Source organism: Microbulbifer sp. ABF4_143 (genome assembly GCF_056160225.1).
The window spans coordinates 36,363-53,010 of record NZ_JBSWWT010000009.1; the positions used below are offsets into that span (position 1 = coordinate 36,363).

The 16,648-nt window shown below is 65.9% G+C and carries 13 protein-coding genes; all 13 read right to left on the reverse strand.

Features of this window, described 5'->3' with window-relative positions; genetic code table 11:
- Window positions 1–22: 22 nt before the first annotated feature.
- Complete coding sequence (locus tag ACXAF3_RS08875) at window positions 23–1,858, reverse strand: DUF389 domain-containing protein (protein ID WP_475111939.1); 1,836 nt, start codon at window positions 1,856–1,858, stop codon at window positions 23–25.
- A 124-nt stretch (window positions 1,859–1,982) separates the two neighbouring features.
- Complete coding sequence (locus ACXAF3_RS08880; protein WP_475111940.1) at window positions 1,983–2,951, reverse strand: AgmX/PglI C-terminal domain-containing protein; 969 nt, start codon at window positions 2,949–2,951, stop codon at window positions 1,983–1,985.
- A gap of 1 nt (window position 2,952) precedes the next feature.
- Window positions 2,953–3,483 carry an ExbD/TolR family protein gene (locus tag ACXAF3_RS08885; RefSeq protein ID WP_475111941.1) on the reverse strand — a complete coding sequence of 177 codons (531 nt, stop codon included), beginning with the start codon at window positions 3,481–3,483 and terminating at the stop codon, window positions 2,953–2,955.
- Window position 3,484: 1 nt separating this feature from the next.
- Complete coding sequence (locus tag ACXAF3_RS08890; RefSeq protein WP_475112048.1) at window positions 3,485–4,006, reverse strand: ExbD/TolR family protein; 522 nt, start codon at window positions 4,004–4,006, stop codon at window positions 3,485–3,487.
- Between the two features lie 19 nt (window positions 4,007–4,025).
- Complete coding sequence (locus tag ACXAF3_RS08895; RefSeq protein ID WP_475111942.1) at window positions 4,026–4,688, reverse strand: MotA/TolQ/ExbB proton channel family protein; 663 nt, start codon at window positions 4,686–4,688, stop codon at window positions 4,026–4,028.
- 276 nt (window positions 4,689–4,964) lie between these two features.
- Window positions 4,965–5,228 carry a hypothetical protein gene (locus ACXAF3_RS08900; protein WP_475111943.1) on the reverse strand — a complete coding sequence of 88 codons (264 nt, stop codon included), beginning with the start codon at window positions 5,226–5,228 and terminating at the stop codon, window positions 4,965–4,967.
- A complete protein-coding gene (locus ACXAF3_RS08905; RefSeq protein ID WP_475111944.1) occupies window positions 5,228–5,842 on the reverse strand; it encodes a tetratricopeptide repeat protein in 615 nt (204 codons plus the stop codon). Before ACXAF3_RS08905 ends, ACXAF3_RS08900 begins: the two co-directional genes overlap by 1 nt.
- A gap of 16 nt (window positions 5,843–5,858) precedes the next feature.
- On the reverse strand, window positions 5,859–8,714 hold the full coding sequence (locus ACXAF3_RS08910; protein WP_475111945.1) for a tetratricopeptide repeat protein: 2,856 nt from the start codon (window positions 8,712–8,714) through the stop codon (window positions 5,859–5,861).
- The gene (locus tag ACXAF3_RS08915; RefSeq protein ID WP_475111946.1) at window positions 8,707–10,614 is read right to left on the reverse strand and encodes a tetratricopeptide repeat protein; all 1,908 of its coding nucleotides are present in this window, start codon (window positions 10,612–10,614) and stop codon (window positions 8,707–8,709) included. Before ACXAF3_RS08915 ends, ACXAF3_RS08910 begins: the two co-directional genes overlap by 8 nt.
- A 6-nt stretch (window positions 10,615–10,620) precedes the next feature.
- Window positions 10,621–11,145: an AraC family transcriptional regulator gene (locus ACXAF3_RS08920; protein ID WP_475111947.1), complete on the reverse strand. Its 525-nt coding sequence runs from the start codon at window positions 11,143–11,145 to the stop codon at window positions 10,621–10,623.
- 187 nt (window positions 11,146–11,332) lie between these two features.
- A complete protein-coding gene (locus ACXAF3_RS08925) occupies window positions 11,333–12,331 on the reverse strand; it encodes an FAD:protein FMN transferase (protein ID WP_475111948.1) in 999 nt (332 codons plus the stop codon).
- A complete protein-coding gene (locus ACXAF3_RS08930) occupies window positions 12,331–13,911 on the reverse strand; it encodes a hypothetical protein (protein WP_475111949.1) in 1,581 nt (526 codons plus the stop codon). The genes ACXAF3_RS08925 and ACXAF3_RS08930 overlap by 1 nt, the downstream gene beginning before the upstream one ends.
- A 249-nt stretch (window positions 13,912–14,160) precedes the next feature.
- Window positions 14,161–16,629 carry a LamG domain-containing protein gene (locus tag ACXAF3_RS08935; protein WP_475111950.1) on the reverse strand — a complete coding sequence of 823 codons (2,469 nt, stop codon included), beginning with the start codon at window positions 16,627–16,629 and terminating at the stop codon, window positions 14,161–14,163.
- Between the last annotated feature and the right edge of the window lie 19 nt (window positions 16,630–16,648).

Genomic DNA, 16,648 nt, shown 5'->3' on the forward strand with positions numbered 1-16,648 from the left:
CCGCGGGCGCATCGAAGGCCGGCTATTGGCTGGTCACCTGCCACAGCTCCCTGATCAGGTGCACCTCGACCTTGAGTTTCGGGTTGCGCATTTCCCGCCGCACTATCCTGATCAGTTCATTCGCGTATTCCCTGTCCAGATCGTAGGGCGCACCCAGCACCAGCACGACATCCGCGGCGTGGTAGGGTGACGACGGGCGGCCGGCGTCGAAAATTTCCACGTTGGGATCCTCTTCGACATAGTCTTCCAGCGCGTTCATGACCGAGCGGGACAGTGGGTAGTAGCTCGGCTGCGGCTTTCCCTGCAGCAGGCCCTTCAGCAGCGACAGTTGCAGCGGCACCAGCAGAACCAGGCCCGCGATCGCCATCGCGGCGACCGTTGCCACGACCCAGCGGCGCTGCCGGGAGCCGGTGCGGCCGGTCCTGATGCCCATCAGGCGGAAGGTGGCCGCCGCGCAGAGCACTATGGCGACAAAGTTGGTGGTGAACAGCAGCGCCGCGCCGCGCGCGTTGGTCAGGTCGTAATAAGCCAGTGATATACCCACCGAACACAGCGGTGGCACCAGGGCGGTGGCAACGGCGACACCGGCGATGGAGCCGACCAGGTTGGGGCGCGCCGATGCGTAGGCGGCAGCGGCGCCCGAGGCCGCCGCAATCACCAGGTCGAGAATATTGGGATCGCCGCGGGCGTAGATCTCGCTGGTCAACTCCGCGCCCGGGGTCAGGAAGCCGATCAGCAGGCTGATTACCAGCGTGAAGGTCAGCCCTATCCCGACCGAGCGCAGCGCGCTGTTGCCCAGTTTCGGATTCGCCTGCGTCAACGCCAGTCCGCAGCCGAGCATGGGCGTCATCAGCGGCGCCAGCAGCATGGAGCCGATGACCACCGCGGTCGAATCCTGCAACAGGCCCATGGAGGCGACCACGGCGGCCAGCCCCAGCATGGTCAGGAAGTCCAGGCTCAGCTGCGATCCGCGCCGCAGGCCCTCGAGCAGATCCGCGTAATCCGAGGGGCTGAGCAGCGGGTTCCAGTCCTCGCCGATCTTGCGCTGCCGCCAGGGGCGAAGCGCCGGACCGCGCTTGACCACCGCCAGCGCGGGGCGTTTGGTCAGCGCCACGGCGGCGTTGAGATCCCTGACGTTGGCGCCCATCAGCACCAGGTCATGCCCGTCCATCTCGCGGGCGATTTTTCTGTATTCGTTTTTATCGAACACCCGGCAGTGGATGCGCTCGGCGCTATCGACACCGGCATCCCGCATCAGCTGGAGCAGGTCGCGCCGCCCCACCTCGATATTGACCTCCTCGTAGTCCGCCTCGGCGCGGGCCAGGGTGATGTCCCCGCCGTGTGATTCCGCCAGCTGGTTCGCGAGGAACAGGGCCGCCCCGTCGTGCGGATTGTCGGTGGCGGCGACGAAGATCCTGTGCGGGCTGCGCGCGCGCCGCGGCCCGCCGAACAGTATCACGGTGTTGCAGGGGGCGTTGCGCAGCAGCGGATTGCTGGCGTAGGTCGCGCCGCGCTCACCGGTCTGGTCTTCGGCGGCCGCGACGATCAGTTCAGAGCCCTCGCCGCGGGCCATATCGATGGCGCACTCCGCGGAATCGCGGTGACCGACCTCCACTATCTGCAGTCTGCCGGCATCCGCCAGGCGGCTTATCGACGGCGTCTCGCCGCACCGTCGCACAAAGTGCTGCACGGCCTCGGTCAGTTCCCGGCCGGGGAAGTCTTTGTCGGCGACGGATACCGGGGACTCGTGGTGGCACAGGACGCGCAGTGGCAGATTCCGCGCCAGTGCAATCTCCGCCGACCAGCAGATCACCTGGGGAATTTCGTCGGTATTTCTGATTAGGGCCAGAATAGCCATCCGGTATTCCTGCTGGCGGGCTCTCGCGCTTTGCGGACAGGGCTCCGGGATAGCCTAGCTCAACGTCTGCCGGCGCGCCTCGGCCGGCGCCGGGCCGGACTCTCACGTAGCTGGCCCGGCGGCTTTAGGACGGCAGGAAGTCGATGGAGTAGTTCAGCGTGGTTCTCTCTACATTGGCCGCACCGAAGTTGATCAGGCGTATGCGCGCCAGCAGCTTGCGTTCCAGGTCCGGACTGTTCAGCTCGCTGCCCACCAGTTTGATCGCGGAAACGCTGCCGTTCGCCTCTATGACGAGTTGCACCGTGACCTTGCCCTGGAGGGTCGGATCGCGGCGCAGGGCGCGGTTGTAGATGGCGTAGATGGCGCCCTTGTTGGCCTCCATCACGCTGCGGATGGCCGCCTCGGCGCGCGCGGTCTTCTGCCGCTGCACCTTTTTCGCCACCTCGCGCGCGGCGCCGGCCGCCTCGCTGCTCTGCACGCGCGTGGTCTCGCGCGCGGCCAGGGCCACGCCGCCGGTGTCGCGGCTCAGCCTGCCGGTGTTGACGCCGCCGCTCGCGGTCTTGGACCTGTCCGTGATCAGGCTGCGGTCAATGGCTTTCGCCTGGGCCGCGCCCGCGGCCAAGCGGCCACTGCTGACTTCGGCCACGTCGATGCTCTCGCGCATGGCCAGCAGGTCGTCCTGCATCTGCAGCAGGCCGCTGTTGGCGGCCTTCTCCCGCGCCAGTTCGACCTTGGCCGCCGGTGGTTTTTCCCGCACCACCGGCTTGGGCTGCGGCTTTTTCGGCTCCGGTTTCTTCGCCTCCGGTTTTTTCTCCGGCTTCTTCTTTTCCACCGGTTTCGGTTTGGGTTTCGGTTTCGGCAGTTCCTTCTTTTCCAGGATCACCTTGGCCAGCTGCGGCGGTACCCGCTCCGCCTGTTCGCGGGTCAGTTCCGGTACCGGGATCAGCGCCACGGCGGTGCCGAGGATCGCGAAGGCGATCAGGCCGTTGCGCACAAATCTGGCGAAGCGCCGGTCCTCCTCCGCGGAGGCGGACCAGGGCAGCAGCGTTTCCTGCAGCTGCCAGGGGGCGTAGACAGTGTTTGCGGTGGTCATATCAGCTGTCCACCCCCTGCCCTGTTGGCGACACGGCCTCCGGCGCTGTCTGGCTGACCGCGAAGGACATATCGCGGAAGTCCGCCGCGGCGCAGGTCTGCATTATCTGTTTCAGCAGCTGGTAGGGCACCCGCTCGTCGCCCATGATGGTCACCGGGTGGCCCAGGTCTTTTTTGTGCTCGGGCAGTTCGCCGGCGCGGCTGGCGCGGTATTTCAGTTCCTGCAGCAGCGGCCCGATACTGTCCGCGTCTGCGTCTATGTCTTCGATGCGCGCGATCAGGCGGTCGCCGACGAACAGCTGCTCGTTGTTGACGCGCACCACGGTGGTGACTTCCGGTTTCTGCTGCGAGGTGGATTCCGGCAGCTTGATGGTCTTGTCGGTCTGCAGGACCTCCACATCGGAGGAGTTCACCAGCAGGAAGAACACCAGGATGGTGAAAATATCCATCAGCGAAACCAGGTTCAGTTTCGACTGCTGCTTTTTCTGCCGCTGCTTCCGCTCCTGCAGCTTGGCGGCCACATTCAGATTCATATTATTGCCCCGCTGCGGTCTGCATCTGTTCCCGCGGTGCGTCGCCGAGGGAGATCTGCGGGAAGAGTTCCGCATCCACCACCGAGGCGGCCACCACGGCGCGGTAGCTGCGCGCGGTATCCATCGCGCGCACCAGTGTCTTGTAGGGGGTGCCCTGTTCGGAAAGGATCACCAGGTCCTTCTTGTCGATGGATTTTTCCCCCAGTTGCCTTTTCACTTCCTGCAGCACCGTCGACACGGTGGCGAAGTCCGGCTCGCCGTCGCGATGGGGAATGCGTTTCACGCGCATACCCGCCGGATAGTTGATATCGATATGGGACTGGCGCAACACCAGTTCCAGCTGGCGGTTCTCCTCGCTGCTCGCGGCACTGCTGTCGCTCGGTCCGGGCAGATTCAGTTTCAGCACCGAGATATGCGAGAAGACCATATTGAGCAGCAGCACCGGCACCAGAATGGTCATCAGGCTCATAAAGGAGGTGATGTCCAGTTCGCCCTCCTGGTGCGTGCGTCGGCGAATATTCAGTTTGAGCATGGTGCTACCGTCAGTTTCTGGCCGCTTTCTGTTCCGCCGCCGCGCGGCCCAGGGTGAGCAGATTCAGGAACTTGACGCCGGCCATCTGCAGGCTGTCGATAATCTCGTTGGTCTTGTTCTGCAGCATGGAGTAGAACAACAGCAGCGGAATCGCGGAGATCAGGCCGAAGGCGGTGGTGTTCATGGCCACGGAAATACTGGTCGAGAGCATGGTCGCCTTCTCCGACGGGTCCGCGCTGGCCACCGCGGTAAAGGCGGCGATCAGGCCCATGATGGTGCCGAGCAGGCCCAGCAGGGTCGCGATATTGGCCAGGGTGGCCAGGTAACTGGTGCGCTTTTCCAGGCGCGGCACCGCCTCGAGGATGCCCTCCTCGATCGCCAGCGCGATATTCTCATCGCGCTTGGCATATTGCAGTGTGCCGATACCGGCGGCGGCGATACGGCCCATGGCCGCCTTGTTTTCCCGCGCGAGCTGCAGCACGCCCTGGTAGTTGCGCTTCTGCAGCATCGGCAGCAGCTGCTGGTAGGCGCGGCGATTGGCGGCCTTGGCGCGGCTCAGGAAGATCCAGCGCTCCACCACCATCGCCAGGCCGATGACCAGCACCAGCGCGATCGGGTACATGAAGGGACCGCCGTTTTGAAAGAAGCGCAGCAGCGCCTGGGTGAATTCCATAGTAAAACTCCGCAATGGGTAAGTAGTTGAAATATTTTTCTATTTGTAAACGCCCCTCCCTCGCCAGTAAGAGGGAGGGCGGTGGCGGCCCTGCTACCGGGGGAAGTTTGCGGGACACGCCGTGAATACATCCCTGTAGGCTTGTCGGCGAGGTGGCCCGGCCGCTCCAGGTATTCACGGCGCCTTCGGCCCCTCTCGCCAACAGTCCCGCAAACTTCCCCCGGTATCAGGGCCTTCGCATCAAGCTCCGTACTTTTTCGAGAGTGAAGCGGTTACCTACTGTTTTTCTATGTCGCCCTGCAACAATTTGATTTCTCGCTGCAGTTCCGAATATTCCTGGTGTTTGAACACATCGTGCATCGTCTGCGGCAACACGCTGTCCAGCCGCTGCAGGCTGTCCGCCTGCTTCCACGGGATGATATACAGCACCTTGGGTTGTTCCTGGCTGCCGATCACCGTGGATTCCAGCTCTATGACTTCCTCGGCCGCCGCGGGGGCTGCAATACACAGCGCTGCCAGCAGCAGTTGGATTTTTTTCATCACAGTCTGCGCTCCAGGTCGACGATCCAGCCGGCCAGCTGTTTGTCCTCCTCTTCGCGCAATGCCTGCGCGGTCCGGTAGTGTTCCAGCGCCTTCTCCGGCTGGTGCAGGTAGAGGTCGAACAATATACCCAGGTTGATATGGGCATCGCCGTAGTCGGGCCAGCGCGCCAGCGCCTCCCGGTAGCACCGCAGCGCTTCATCGAAGCGGCCGGCGTCGCGCAGCAGCGCCGCCAGCTGGTTCCAGGCAAACACATTGTTGTCGTTGGCGGCGATCGCCCGGCGCAGGCTCTGTTCTGCCGCCTCCGCGTGGCCGGCGCGGCTTTGCACTATGCCCAGATTCAGCCAGGGGCCGGACAGATCCGGCCAGCGCTCCGTGAGTTTCTTCAGCTCCGCCTCGGCAACCGCGAACTCGCCGGCCTCGTAGCGCTGCCGTGCAATTTCCATTCCCTCGCGCACCGCCACCGGCACGCTGCCCGCCTCCGCCAGGTAGGGGTTGGCGGTCGGCGCGAGTTCGTCGGCGCTTGCCGCGTCCGGTTGCGGGCCGCTGCTGGCGCAGGCGCCGAGCAGTGCCAGTGTCGCCGCCAGCAGCAGGAAGTTAACGCGCTTTGTCATTTTTTTCGCAGCCATGTCAGTGCAGTGCCTCGCTCCACGCCAACACCTTTTCCTGTTTCCGGTAGCGCGCCGGCAGCAGCTGGCCGAGGGAGTCGAAGCTGCGCTTGACCCAGTCGTCGTAGATGCCGTCGCCGGTGCGGCGGATATTCGCCTCGTGCAGTTCTATCGCCTTCTCCTCGAACGGGTAGGCCTGTTCCTCCAGCAGTATTTCGTACTGCTCCAGTTCCAGTGCGTTCAGGTTCGTCGGCCGCTGTGACTCCATCAGGTCGCGGCTCAGCTGGCGGTAGACTTCCGCCAGGCGGAAATTCGCCTGGGTGGTGAACTCGGCGATATTGAATTTCAGCACCTTGCGGTAGTCGGCCACGGCGGTATCCATCGCGCGCTTCTTGTCGGCGAGGCTTTTCTTCAGCGGCAGGCGCAGCGGCATACGCGCAAAGATGCGGTAGCTCTGCTCCGCCAGCGCGCTCTGGGCGAAGGCGGCCAGGTAGCGGCCGCGGGGCGAGTCCACGCCGTTGCCGGCCAGCTGCTGCAGCCAGAAGTTGCGCTCGCGCTGCTGTTTGCCGTCTGCGAGCAGCTGCGCCAACTGGTACTGGGCCTCGAGCCGCTGTTCCGCCGGCTGCGGCCACTGTTCGCTGTAGCGGCGGTAGGCGTCTATGGCCCGCTGTTTATCGCCGGCCTGCTGGAAACTCTCTGCGGCCATATACAGCGACTGGCGGCGCACCTCGCCGTCCGGATCGCTCTGCGCCAGCCGCAGCAGCTCGCCGGCGGCGGCGCCGGGCAGCTCCAGCGCTCGGAAGATCACCACCGCCTTGGCGGCCAGTGTCGGTGTCAGCTTGTGGGCCGGGTAGTGGCGGCGGAAATCCGCCAGTTCGGTGGCGGCCCGCTGCCACTGTTGCAGCTCGATCAGGTAGTTGATCGCGTCGTACTGGGCGGTGGCGGCGATGGCGGTGCGGCCGCTGTCGCGGATGCGCAGCAGGTGGCCGAGGCCCTCCTCGCCGGGGCCCTCCGCCAGCGCCAGTTCCGCCTGGCGGTAGATGGCCGCCTGCAGCCGCTGCTGCGCGCTGTCGCCGATGGCGGTATCGGTGCCGGCCAGCTGCAGCGCGCGCGCATAGGCCTGTTCCGCCCGGGGATAGTCGCCGAGCTCGAAGCGGCTGTGGCCGAGAATCATCGCGATAGTGAGCTGCTGGCGGCTGTCCGGCGGCGGCTGCCATTTGCCGGCCTTGTCCGCGGCGGCGATGGCCTCCTGGTAGCGGGTCTGTTGCAGCAGCTGGTCGGCCGCCGCCAGCAGTACCGGCAGCGCGCGTCTGTCCTGCGGCCAGGTGTCGGCAAACTTCTGGCTGGCCTCTATATTGCGGTCCTGCCACAGAATCCTCTGCTCGGGATCTTCGCTGCCGGCGAGCTGCTTGCGCACCTGTGCGGAAGTGAGAATCGCCGCGTAGCCGGCCTCGACGCCGTGCTTCTCGTCGCGGAATTCCCAGGCCACGCGGCTGTAGGCCCGCCAGGCGCCGGCGTAGTCGCCGGCCTGCTCCAGGCACTCCGCCATCAGGAACACCAGTGGCGGCGTGTTCGGATCCTCCGGGAAGGTGTCCGCGTACTGGCGGTAGAGATCCGCCGCGGCCAGGTAGGCGCGGCGGGCGTCGCCGGCCAGACGCTGCCGCTCGCGGAGCTTTTTCGCCGAAATTTTTTCCGCCTGCGCCGTCAGCGCCTGGGCGCGGGCGTGGTCGTATTTGGCCAGCTCCTCCAGCCAGGGGCGCAGCCAGCCGCCGAGCCTCTGCCGCTGTGCTTCGTCCGCCTGCTGCCAGTAGTCGCTGCGGATGCCGTAGCGGCGCACGAACTCGCGCTTGGCCGGCAGCACTTCGCCGCGCAGCCCCGCGCTTTGCAGTGTCTCCACCGCGGACAGGTGCAGCGCCGGCGCCTGCGGGCTCTGCGGGTAGTGTTCGACATAGGTCAGGTAGGTGTCGGCGCCGTCCCGGTAGCGCTCCTTCTCCCGGTACCAGTCGCCGAGGGCGCGGTACAGGTGGTGCTGGTAGGCCCGCTCTTCGCCGCCGCTGAAGGATTCGATCACTGCGGCGCCGCCCTGGTAGCTGAAGTTGAGGGCGAGGCCGCGCAGGCTGTCGTCGGCGAGGCGCTTCTGCCCCAGGGGCAGATCCTCGAGGGGCGCCCGTTGCCGGAGCCGGTCCAGCAGCTGCAGGAAAGTCCGCGTCGAGGCGCGGTAATCGGATGATTTGAATTCCGACCAGGCGAGCATATAGCGCGCATTGTCGGCGAAGGGCGTGTCGCCGTGATCGAGCAGCGCGCGGAAGTCCCGCGCCGCCGCGCCGTAGTCTCTGCGGTTGAACGCGGCCTCGCCGCGGCGGAAGAGCACCTCGGCAATAAAGGGGGATTCGGGCGCGGTTGCGGCGATGCCCTCCAGTGCCCGCAGCGATTCCTGCGGCCGGCCGTCCAGGGCCCGCGCGCGCGCGAGGCGGTAGAGGAGGTAGTCGTCGCCGGGCATCTCGCGGGCCAGCGCCTCGTACTGGCGCACGGCGCTGGTATAGGAGACGGCGGTTTCGGGGTTTTCCGCCTGCTGTTGTTCCAGACGCTCCATTTCCAGATCCGCCAGGCGCAGGCGTATCTGCCGGCGGGTGTCCGGATCCCGGTTGCTGGCCAGCGCCTGCCGGTAGCTCTGCTGCAGCGCGGAGACATCCACCTGCGGCGCCTCGATGACGGGGCCTTGCTCCGGCGGCAGCTCGACCGCGGGCAAATCCGCCAGTGTCTGTACCGAATGGTTGCTGCAGGCCGCGACGGCGCAGCAGATCGCCAGCGCCAGTGCCTTTTTCCCGGCGAAGCCTTTCTTCACGGTGAACCTTGTCCGGCGCGGCGTATTATTCATTGGCGCCACCCTCGCTGCCGTCTGCCGCCGGTCGCATCTGCATGGCCGCATCCTGCAGGCGCGCGATGGCCAGGCGGCTGTGCGCCATATACTGGGCTATCTGTGCGCGCTCGCGAGCCAGTTCGGCGACCACATCCTCTTTGATCGAGGCTTCGATAATGTCGCTGGCGCGGGCGATGGCGCCGTGTCGCGCGGCCAGTTGCGGCGCGGCGGCGCTTATCTTGTCGCGCAGGCGGCTCAGTTGCGGCGCGCGCCGGGCGACGAGATCGGTCTCGCGGCGCTGGCGCCCGGCGCTATCCAGTTGCTCGCCCAGCTGTTTCAATTCCCTGCGCTTTTGCCACAGCTTGTCGTGGTACTGCTCGCTCGCCTGCCACAGCAGCAGGCCGCGGGCCCGCTGCAGGGTTTGTCGCTGGTTTTCCCGCGCCCTGCCCAGATCTTGCAGCGCCCGATAGCGCCCCTCGGCGCGTTCTAGCAGCGACAGCATCTCGCCGCCCTCGCTCTCGTCCGCGGCCAGCAGGGCGAGGAAGTCGCGCTCGCGCTCTATGCGCGCGAGCGATGCCTGCAGTTGGCGGTACTGCTGCGCGGCGATATCCAGCTGCTGGTCGAACTGGGCGCTCTGGTAGTTTTCCAGGATCGACTGGCGGCGCTGCCTGCGCTCGTCGATCAGCTGCTCGAACTGTGGCAGCTTCTCCTGCCAGCCCTCGATGACCCGTGCCAGCTGGCGCAGGTCGCGCAGTTCGGAGAGGCGCAGCTGGAAGCGGTCGCTCTGCAGTATCGACTGCAGGTGGCGCTGGTTGTCCCACATCAGTTGCGGCGCCTGCGCCAGCTGCAGCCAGCCGTAGCGCTGTGCGCCGCCGTCACCGGCCGGCGCAAACACTGTCGATTCGATCTCCTCCTGCAGCCGCTGCAGTTGGCCAAGCAGCCCCTGGTAGTGCTCCTCCGCGCGCCGGTAGGCGGCCAGGGCGGCGGCGGAGCGCTGCAGTTGTTCGTAGCAGTAGGGCAGCACCACCATCGCCTCGCGCGCCGCCGCCGAGTCGCCGTGGTTGTCCACCAGAAACTGCAGCGCGTCGATCGCGGACTGGTATTCGCCGCTGTGAATAGCGGACCAGGCCAGCCCCAGCAGCGCCTTGCTTGCCCAGGGGGTGTGCAGGCGCACCTGGCGGAATTCCGCCAGCGCCTCGGCGTGGCGGTTCTGCAGCGCATAGGCGTAGCCGGCGCCGGTGTGCGCCTTGTCGGCCAGGATCTGTATCTCCGCCGGTGCGTCCTCCCGCGCGGACGCCAGCGCCGCCGCCTCGACATAGCGCGCCGCGGCCGCGGGCAGCTGCCCGTCCCGCGCCAGCGCCGCGGCCAGGTTGATGCTGCCCAGCAGGCGCTGCTCCAGCGGCAGGGGCGCGGCTTCGAGCAGCGCCCCCGCGGCGGGAAAGTCCCGCTCGCGCAGGGCCAGGTTCAGGGCCAGCGGGGATTCTTGCGCGGCGGCGGACTCCTGCAGCTGCTGCGCGGCCAGTGGCCAGTTTCCCTGCAGGTAGTTCAGTTCCGCCAGCTTCAGCCAGGCGACGCGGCGGCGGCGCGCGTCTGCTTCGCTGTCGCCGTCGCTCTGCCGCAGCTGCTGCTCGAACAGTTCCGCCGCGCGCTGGCGCAGACCGAAGCCGAGGCTGATACCGCCCTCGATCAGGGCCGCATTGTCGCGGTGGACATTGATCGCGCCGCGCTCTTCGGCGACCAGCAGCCCGCTGAGGGCGTCGAAGTAGTTGCCCTGGAAATAGTCATAGAGGGCCGCGCCGTAGGCCATGTCCTGGGCCTGCCGGTATCGCTTGTCTTCGCCGTCGGCGCAGGCGGGCGCGGCGGCGCCCAGCAGGGCGGCCGTGAGGGAGAGGGCGCGGAATAGGGGGCGGTACTGCATCGCGGATCAGGGCGCCGGCCACTCAACCAGTTCGAATTCCGGCTGTTGCTTCTGCGCGGAGTCGGCGATGCGCAGTTCGATCACCGCCGGCTCGTTGGTTTTTTCCAGCTCCAGCGTGGCCGCGCGTTTGTACTCGCGCCCGGCGGGACCAGTGCCTGTGAAGAAGGCGGAAATGGTGTAGTTGCCGGACTTCAGGTTGCCTTTGAACAGCGGCTGTATGCCGCCGCGAATCAGTGCGTCGCGCTGGTGCTCGGTGTACAGGTGGCTGGCCGCCAGCTTGTTGTCGATATGCAGCTTGACCGCGTCCAGCTTGAAGTACTCGCCCACGTCCATGGAGACATAGAAGGCCACCTGGCTCTGCGCCGGGTAGAGCAGGTCTTCCTCGAGGATCAGCAGGTCGCGGTTCAGCTTCAGCACGTCGCGCTTCAGCGCTTCCAGCTGGTCCGCGGGGAAGGCCTCGTTCTCCGCCAGTGTCGGTGTCCCGGCGGCAATGGCGAGGGAGAAAAACAGAAATTGGATACAGCGTCGCATGGGCGGCCTTTTTACGAGCTTTTGTAGAGGCGCTTGTTGGCAAGCAGATATAAAGGGAATCAATCGCTGCTCCGGTGGAGTCGCCTGTAAGCGGCTTCTCAGCGGGCGCGGTCCACAGGTGAATTATCTCAAGGGATCATATGGCTGATGTGATCCGGTTGGCATTTCTCTTACGGTGACGGCGACTTTATTTCGACGCGTCCAGGCCGCGGCTGAAGTAGAGGCGCTTGTTGCTGTCGATCACCACCGCCTCGAAGTCGGGTAGCCGGTCTATCAGCGCCAGGCCTTTTTCCTTGCCGAGCACGAAGACGCTGGTGGACAGTGGATCCGTGTCGAAACCCCGCGGACCTATGATGCTGACGCTGATCAGCTTGTCACTGTCGCCGGCGGTGTCGGCGGGCTGGCCCGTGGCCGGGTCGAAGATATGGTGCACGCGCGTGTTGCCGTCGTCGATAAAGTAGCGCTCGTAGTCGCCGGAGGTGGAGATGGCGCTGTCCGCCAGCGGTATTACCGCGGCGTTTTTGCCTTTGTCGCGGGGGTGGCGGATGCCCACCAGCCAGGGCTGGCCGCGCTTGTCGCCGAGCATGCGCGCGTCGCCGCCGGCGCTGACGCTGGCGCTGCAGACGCCGGCCCGCTCCAGAATCGCCACCGCCTTGTCGACCGCGTAGCCCTTGGCGATGCCGCCCAGGTCGATTCTGGTTTCGGCGTGGCCGAAGCGCAGCGTCTGCGCGCCCTGGTCGAAATGCAGGTGGCGGTAGTTCAGGGCCTCCAGCAGGGATTCGGTCAAGGTCGCGTCCGCGCGCTGTTTGTTGCGGAAATCGTAGTGTTTGCCGAGGGTCGCGTAGCTGATATCGAAGGCGCCGCCGGTCAGATCGCTGTACCAGAGGGACTTGTCGATCAGCGCCGCCAGTTCATCGGACAGCGGAACCGGGCCCGCGGCGGCCTCGCGGTTGAGCCGCGACAGTTCGCTGTCCTCCCGGTAGGGGGACAGTTCGCGGTCCAGGCGGCGGAATTCCGCCATCACCTGGCCGATCAGCCGCTCGGCCTGTTCGCCGTCCTGGTGCCACAGCTGCACCGACACCTCGGTGCCCATAATGGCCTGCTTTTTGTAGTGCCACTCCGCCAGCGACGGTGCCCCGTGGAGGGCGGTACAGCAGAGCAGCAAAAATTTAAACAATCTGCGCATCAGACAATCGGCTCGAAGGCGGTCATGCTGTCTATCAGGCTGGCGTTGCCGAGACCGTGGTTGGGGAAGAGACTGGCAAAGTTGCCCTGTTCGCCGTGCAGCGCCATATAGTTCAGCACGACGGTTTCCACCAGCAGGTTGACATTGTTTGCCGCCGGGCTGGACGCGGTTTCCACATCGCCGGATGGGCGCATATAGCCGAGCTGCTGGTGGCGCGCCTGCTCATCCACACTGCCGCCGAGCAGCCGTGGGCGGCCGGCCGGGTTGTAGACCAGGAAGAAGGAGGCCGCGGTCTGCTGGTTGTCGCCGGTCCAGACGCCCTTGCCGCGCCCCTCGATGGAGTCGTCGATCATGCCGTTGGAGAACACCGAGCCGTCGCTGAACACATAGATCATCAGTGGCTGGTTGCGGCGCGCGGCGTACTCGAGGCAGGCGCCGATACAGCGGCCGGCGCGCAGGTCGCGGATCTCGCCGGTGGCGCGGTCGCCGGTGTGGTAGTCGTAGCCGCCCATGGTGATGGTGCCGGCGCCGGCGTAGCCGTTGATCACCAGTTTCATCACCGAGGCGGTCTTCTGGAATTCGCGGTCGTTATTGAACTCGGCACTGGTGAAGATGCCGCTCGGGCCGACGATATCCGGGTCCGCGGCCGGGTCCAGCTGCGCCGGATTGCCGAAACGGTCGGCCAGGTCGGCGCTCTTCATATAGCCGCAGCGCACCATATCCTTGATCACCGCGTCGGCGGAGGCTCCCATCTTGGTGTCCACATTGCCTAGCTTGGAATCGGAAATGCGGTACATGGATTCCATCACCTTGACCGTATCCTCCTGGCTGAGCAGGCCGACCAGATCGCCGACATCGACGAGGCCGGTGACGTCCGTGGGTCTGTCCACCTTGGTGGGCCGCACCTCCGGGTTGATCATCGCCATCGGCGCCAGGGAGTTGCCGCCGGATTCGCTGGAGCTGGAACCGATCAGCGCCAGCAGCTCGCCGTTGGCGCCGGCGCGGTTGATACCGTACATCGGGTTGTGGGGGTTGTTGCCGGTGTCGTTTTCCGAGCGCGCCGGAATCACCGCGCCGTTGGTGGCCGATGCGGTTCCGGCGGTGATTTTGTCGAGAATGCCGCGCAGCATACCGCTGTCGCTGTGGAAGGCGAGGCCCAGGTCGGTGTTGATAAAAGGGTTGCCGGCGGCGTCGGTCAGCGACGGCACCATATCGCCGGGTAGGCCCTGCTTTCCGTAGCCGGCAGTGCTGAGAAAGTCCAGCTGTCCGCCCTGCTTGCCGACCAGCACATTGGAGCCGGCGATATTGGCTCCGCCGGCCAGGTCGAAACAGATAAACGGAATCTTGCCGGCGCCGCCGGCGGCGCTGATGCCGCAGGGGCCGCGCAGCGCTTCCAGGTCCGAAGACAGTGCCGCCTGGGCGCTTCTCGGATCGGCGAAGAGGCTGAACACGGAGCCGCCGAGCACCGTTGCCAGGCCGGCGCGGAAGCCCTGGGCGAGGAAATCGCGCCTGGTCACCGGGCGGTGGTGGTCCGGGTGGCGCAGGGGCTGATCCAGGTCGAAGTGTTTTTTCTTGCTCATAGTTTTTTCCGGATTTTCTAATCCGCGGTGCAATACATTTATTTCGGGCGGGCCTGCTGCCGGCGGCTTCCCGGCAAAAAACCTGATCGGTAAATATTTGCCGGGAAGCCGCCGGCATCAGGCCCTTCGCATCTGGAGCCCGGTGTTCTCTTCGATTCCGATCGCGGCCGTGGGCCGCTCCTACAATGTGCGTTGCAAGCTACTGGCTACTGTAGGAGCGGCCCGTGGCCGCGATCGATGTCTCTGCGTCTAGTGAATCAAAATCATCGCACTGCCCATGGCCGCCGCGCACACCGCCTTGACTGTGGTCTCGGTACGATCGGCGGCGCAGCTGCCGCCGCAGGCGGTCATGGTATCGATCAGGCTGTTCAGTTCGGTCTCCACATCGGTCAGGTCCGGCGCGCTGGCCAGTTGCGAGTGGTTGCCGTCGGGCCAGGTCATCTCGTGGCCGAGCAGATTTTCGATCAGCGGATCGATAATCTGCGCACGCTCGGCGGCACTGTCGAAGGCGTCATTGGCCGGTTGCGTAAAATCGAATCCGGGGAAGTAGCTGCCGCGCGCGGGTGAATCCACCAGCGTGCTGCAGTACTTCACCGCCAGCTGGGTGATGCCCATCTGCTGCGCGGCCAGGAAGCCCTGGATATCGCTCTCCACCGGCAGCTGGCGCTTGACCTTTTCCCAGGTCTCGGCGATATCCGGGTGCGCCATCGAGATGCCGGTCGCGCGGGACAGGGCCGCGTGAATCTGTTCGAAGCGGCGCAGGCCGATGCGCGGTTGCGGGTCCAGGGGCGCGGGTTCTGCCGGCAGTGGCGGCGTCGGCTCCACGCGGGTGAAGGTCTCGCTGCCGAGGCGTTCGAAGGTCAGGAAGAACTCGTCGAACTCGGGGCCCTTGTCCAGCGTGATAATGGTGCCGAGCCTCGACAGCCGCTGACCCTGGCCGGGTACATAGCTGCCGTCGATAGTCGCGGACAGGTTCGCCCAGGCCTGGCCCACCTCCGCCTCGCGACCGTTGATGCCGATGCGCATGCCCTCGATGGCGATACCGGTCGGGTCGGCGCTGTCGTCGAGGCTGACGAAGGTGGGTTCGCTGAACAGGTAGCCGTAGTTGTCGAACTGTTGCACGGTGAGCATGACGTAGGACTGTGGCACGCCGGTGTGCTCCTCCACCTTGAACAGCAGCAGATATTTTTCGCCCACGCCCACGGCGTAGTTGGTGGCGATATCCTCGGCCGACAGGGCGCGGGAGTGGATCGCCAGCAGGCGTATCGAGCCCTCCCACTTGTTGTCGTTGGAGACCTCGCTGCCCAGCACCAGCGCGAAGGTGTCGTCCCAGGTGCTGAGCAGTTCCGCCGCGGCCGGGTCGGCGTCGCCGGTGAATTCGCCGTTGACGTACAGTTTGCGCCCCTCGATCGGATCGTAGGTGGCGACCACATGCTGCAGGGTCGCCTGGGCGCGCTCGGCCATATCGTCGGTGATCAGCGCCGGCATGCCGTTGGCGTCGGTGCTGTCGCTGCGGTTCTGGAAGGTGTAGTTGTACATCGCCTGGCCGAGGGTGAAGTTGCGGATATCGTTGCCGCCGGAGTAGCTGACGATACGCGCCGGCCCCTCCTGGGAGACGTTCGCCGGGGCCACCCAGGCCTCGATGGTGTATTCGCCGGTGGCGGTCAATGTGTCGTACAGCTTGCGGCTGGTGGCGGTCGCGCCCTGGGCCTTGCCGCCCTTCAACTGGATACCCCAGGAGCCGAGCCATTCCACGTCGCCGGACAGGGTCAGGTCGATGGCCGGGTTGACGCCGGAGGTGTCGAAGGCGGTGGTGCCGCTGCCGGTCTTGAATTCGTACAGCGCGATTGCGTTGTTCTCTATGCGGCCGCCGCTGCTGGCGACTATGCCGTCGGTCAGCAGCAGCGCCTTGCTGATGACCCAGTCGGGATTCACCTCGGTCAGCGGAATGCCGTCGGCGAAGGCCTGGATGGCCGCGGTCATCGCCGCCTCGTTGTCGGCGCAGTCGCTCCAGCAGTTGTGGAACTCGGCTCCGAGCCGCACCGAGAAGCGCGAGTCCGCCGGGTTGTCCAGGTTCATCTTGCTCCTGGCCGCCTCGTAGGCCTGATCCACATTGGCGCTGGCGAAATAGGGCTGCTGCGCGGTGCCGGCGTCCTCGCTGTGGCAGCCCGCACAGTAGTTGCGCAGCAGCGGGTAGACGGTGGTGGAGAAGTTGCCGCCATCCGCGGGGAAGCTCTTGCTGGCGCCGACGGTGCGCTCCACCGGCGCGGTCAGTGTGATGCTGTTTTTCAGGCTGCCGCTGGCCCGCGCCCACTCCTCGATATAGTTGGTGATGATCTCGGCACAGGCGCTGGCGCTCGATAGCCAGCAGTTGTGGCCGCCGGCCACCTTGGTCACCAGGCGCGACTCCGCCGGGCTGGCCAGGTTCACCAGGCCGCGCCCCGCGTCGTAGGCCGCGTTGATATCGTCGCCGCGCACGAAGTGCGGACTCTGGTTGTTCTCCACATGGCAGCCGCCGCAGCGGTTCTCCGCCGCCAGGTTATCCCAGATATAGCGCTTGTACTGCTGTGCGTCCTCTGTCTCCGGCGCCGGGCCGGAATAGCTGGCACCGCCGCCGCCGGGGTTGGTGTTGGGGCGCGCCTCGGTGTCCTGGCCGCTGCCGCCGCTGCAGGCGGAAAGAACCGCCGCGGCAAAAAACAACCCGGAGATACGCAGCATTGATCGAAGTCGCATACCA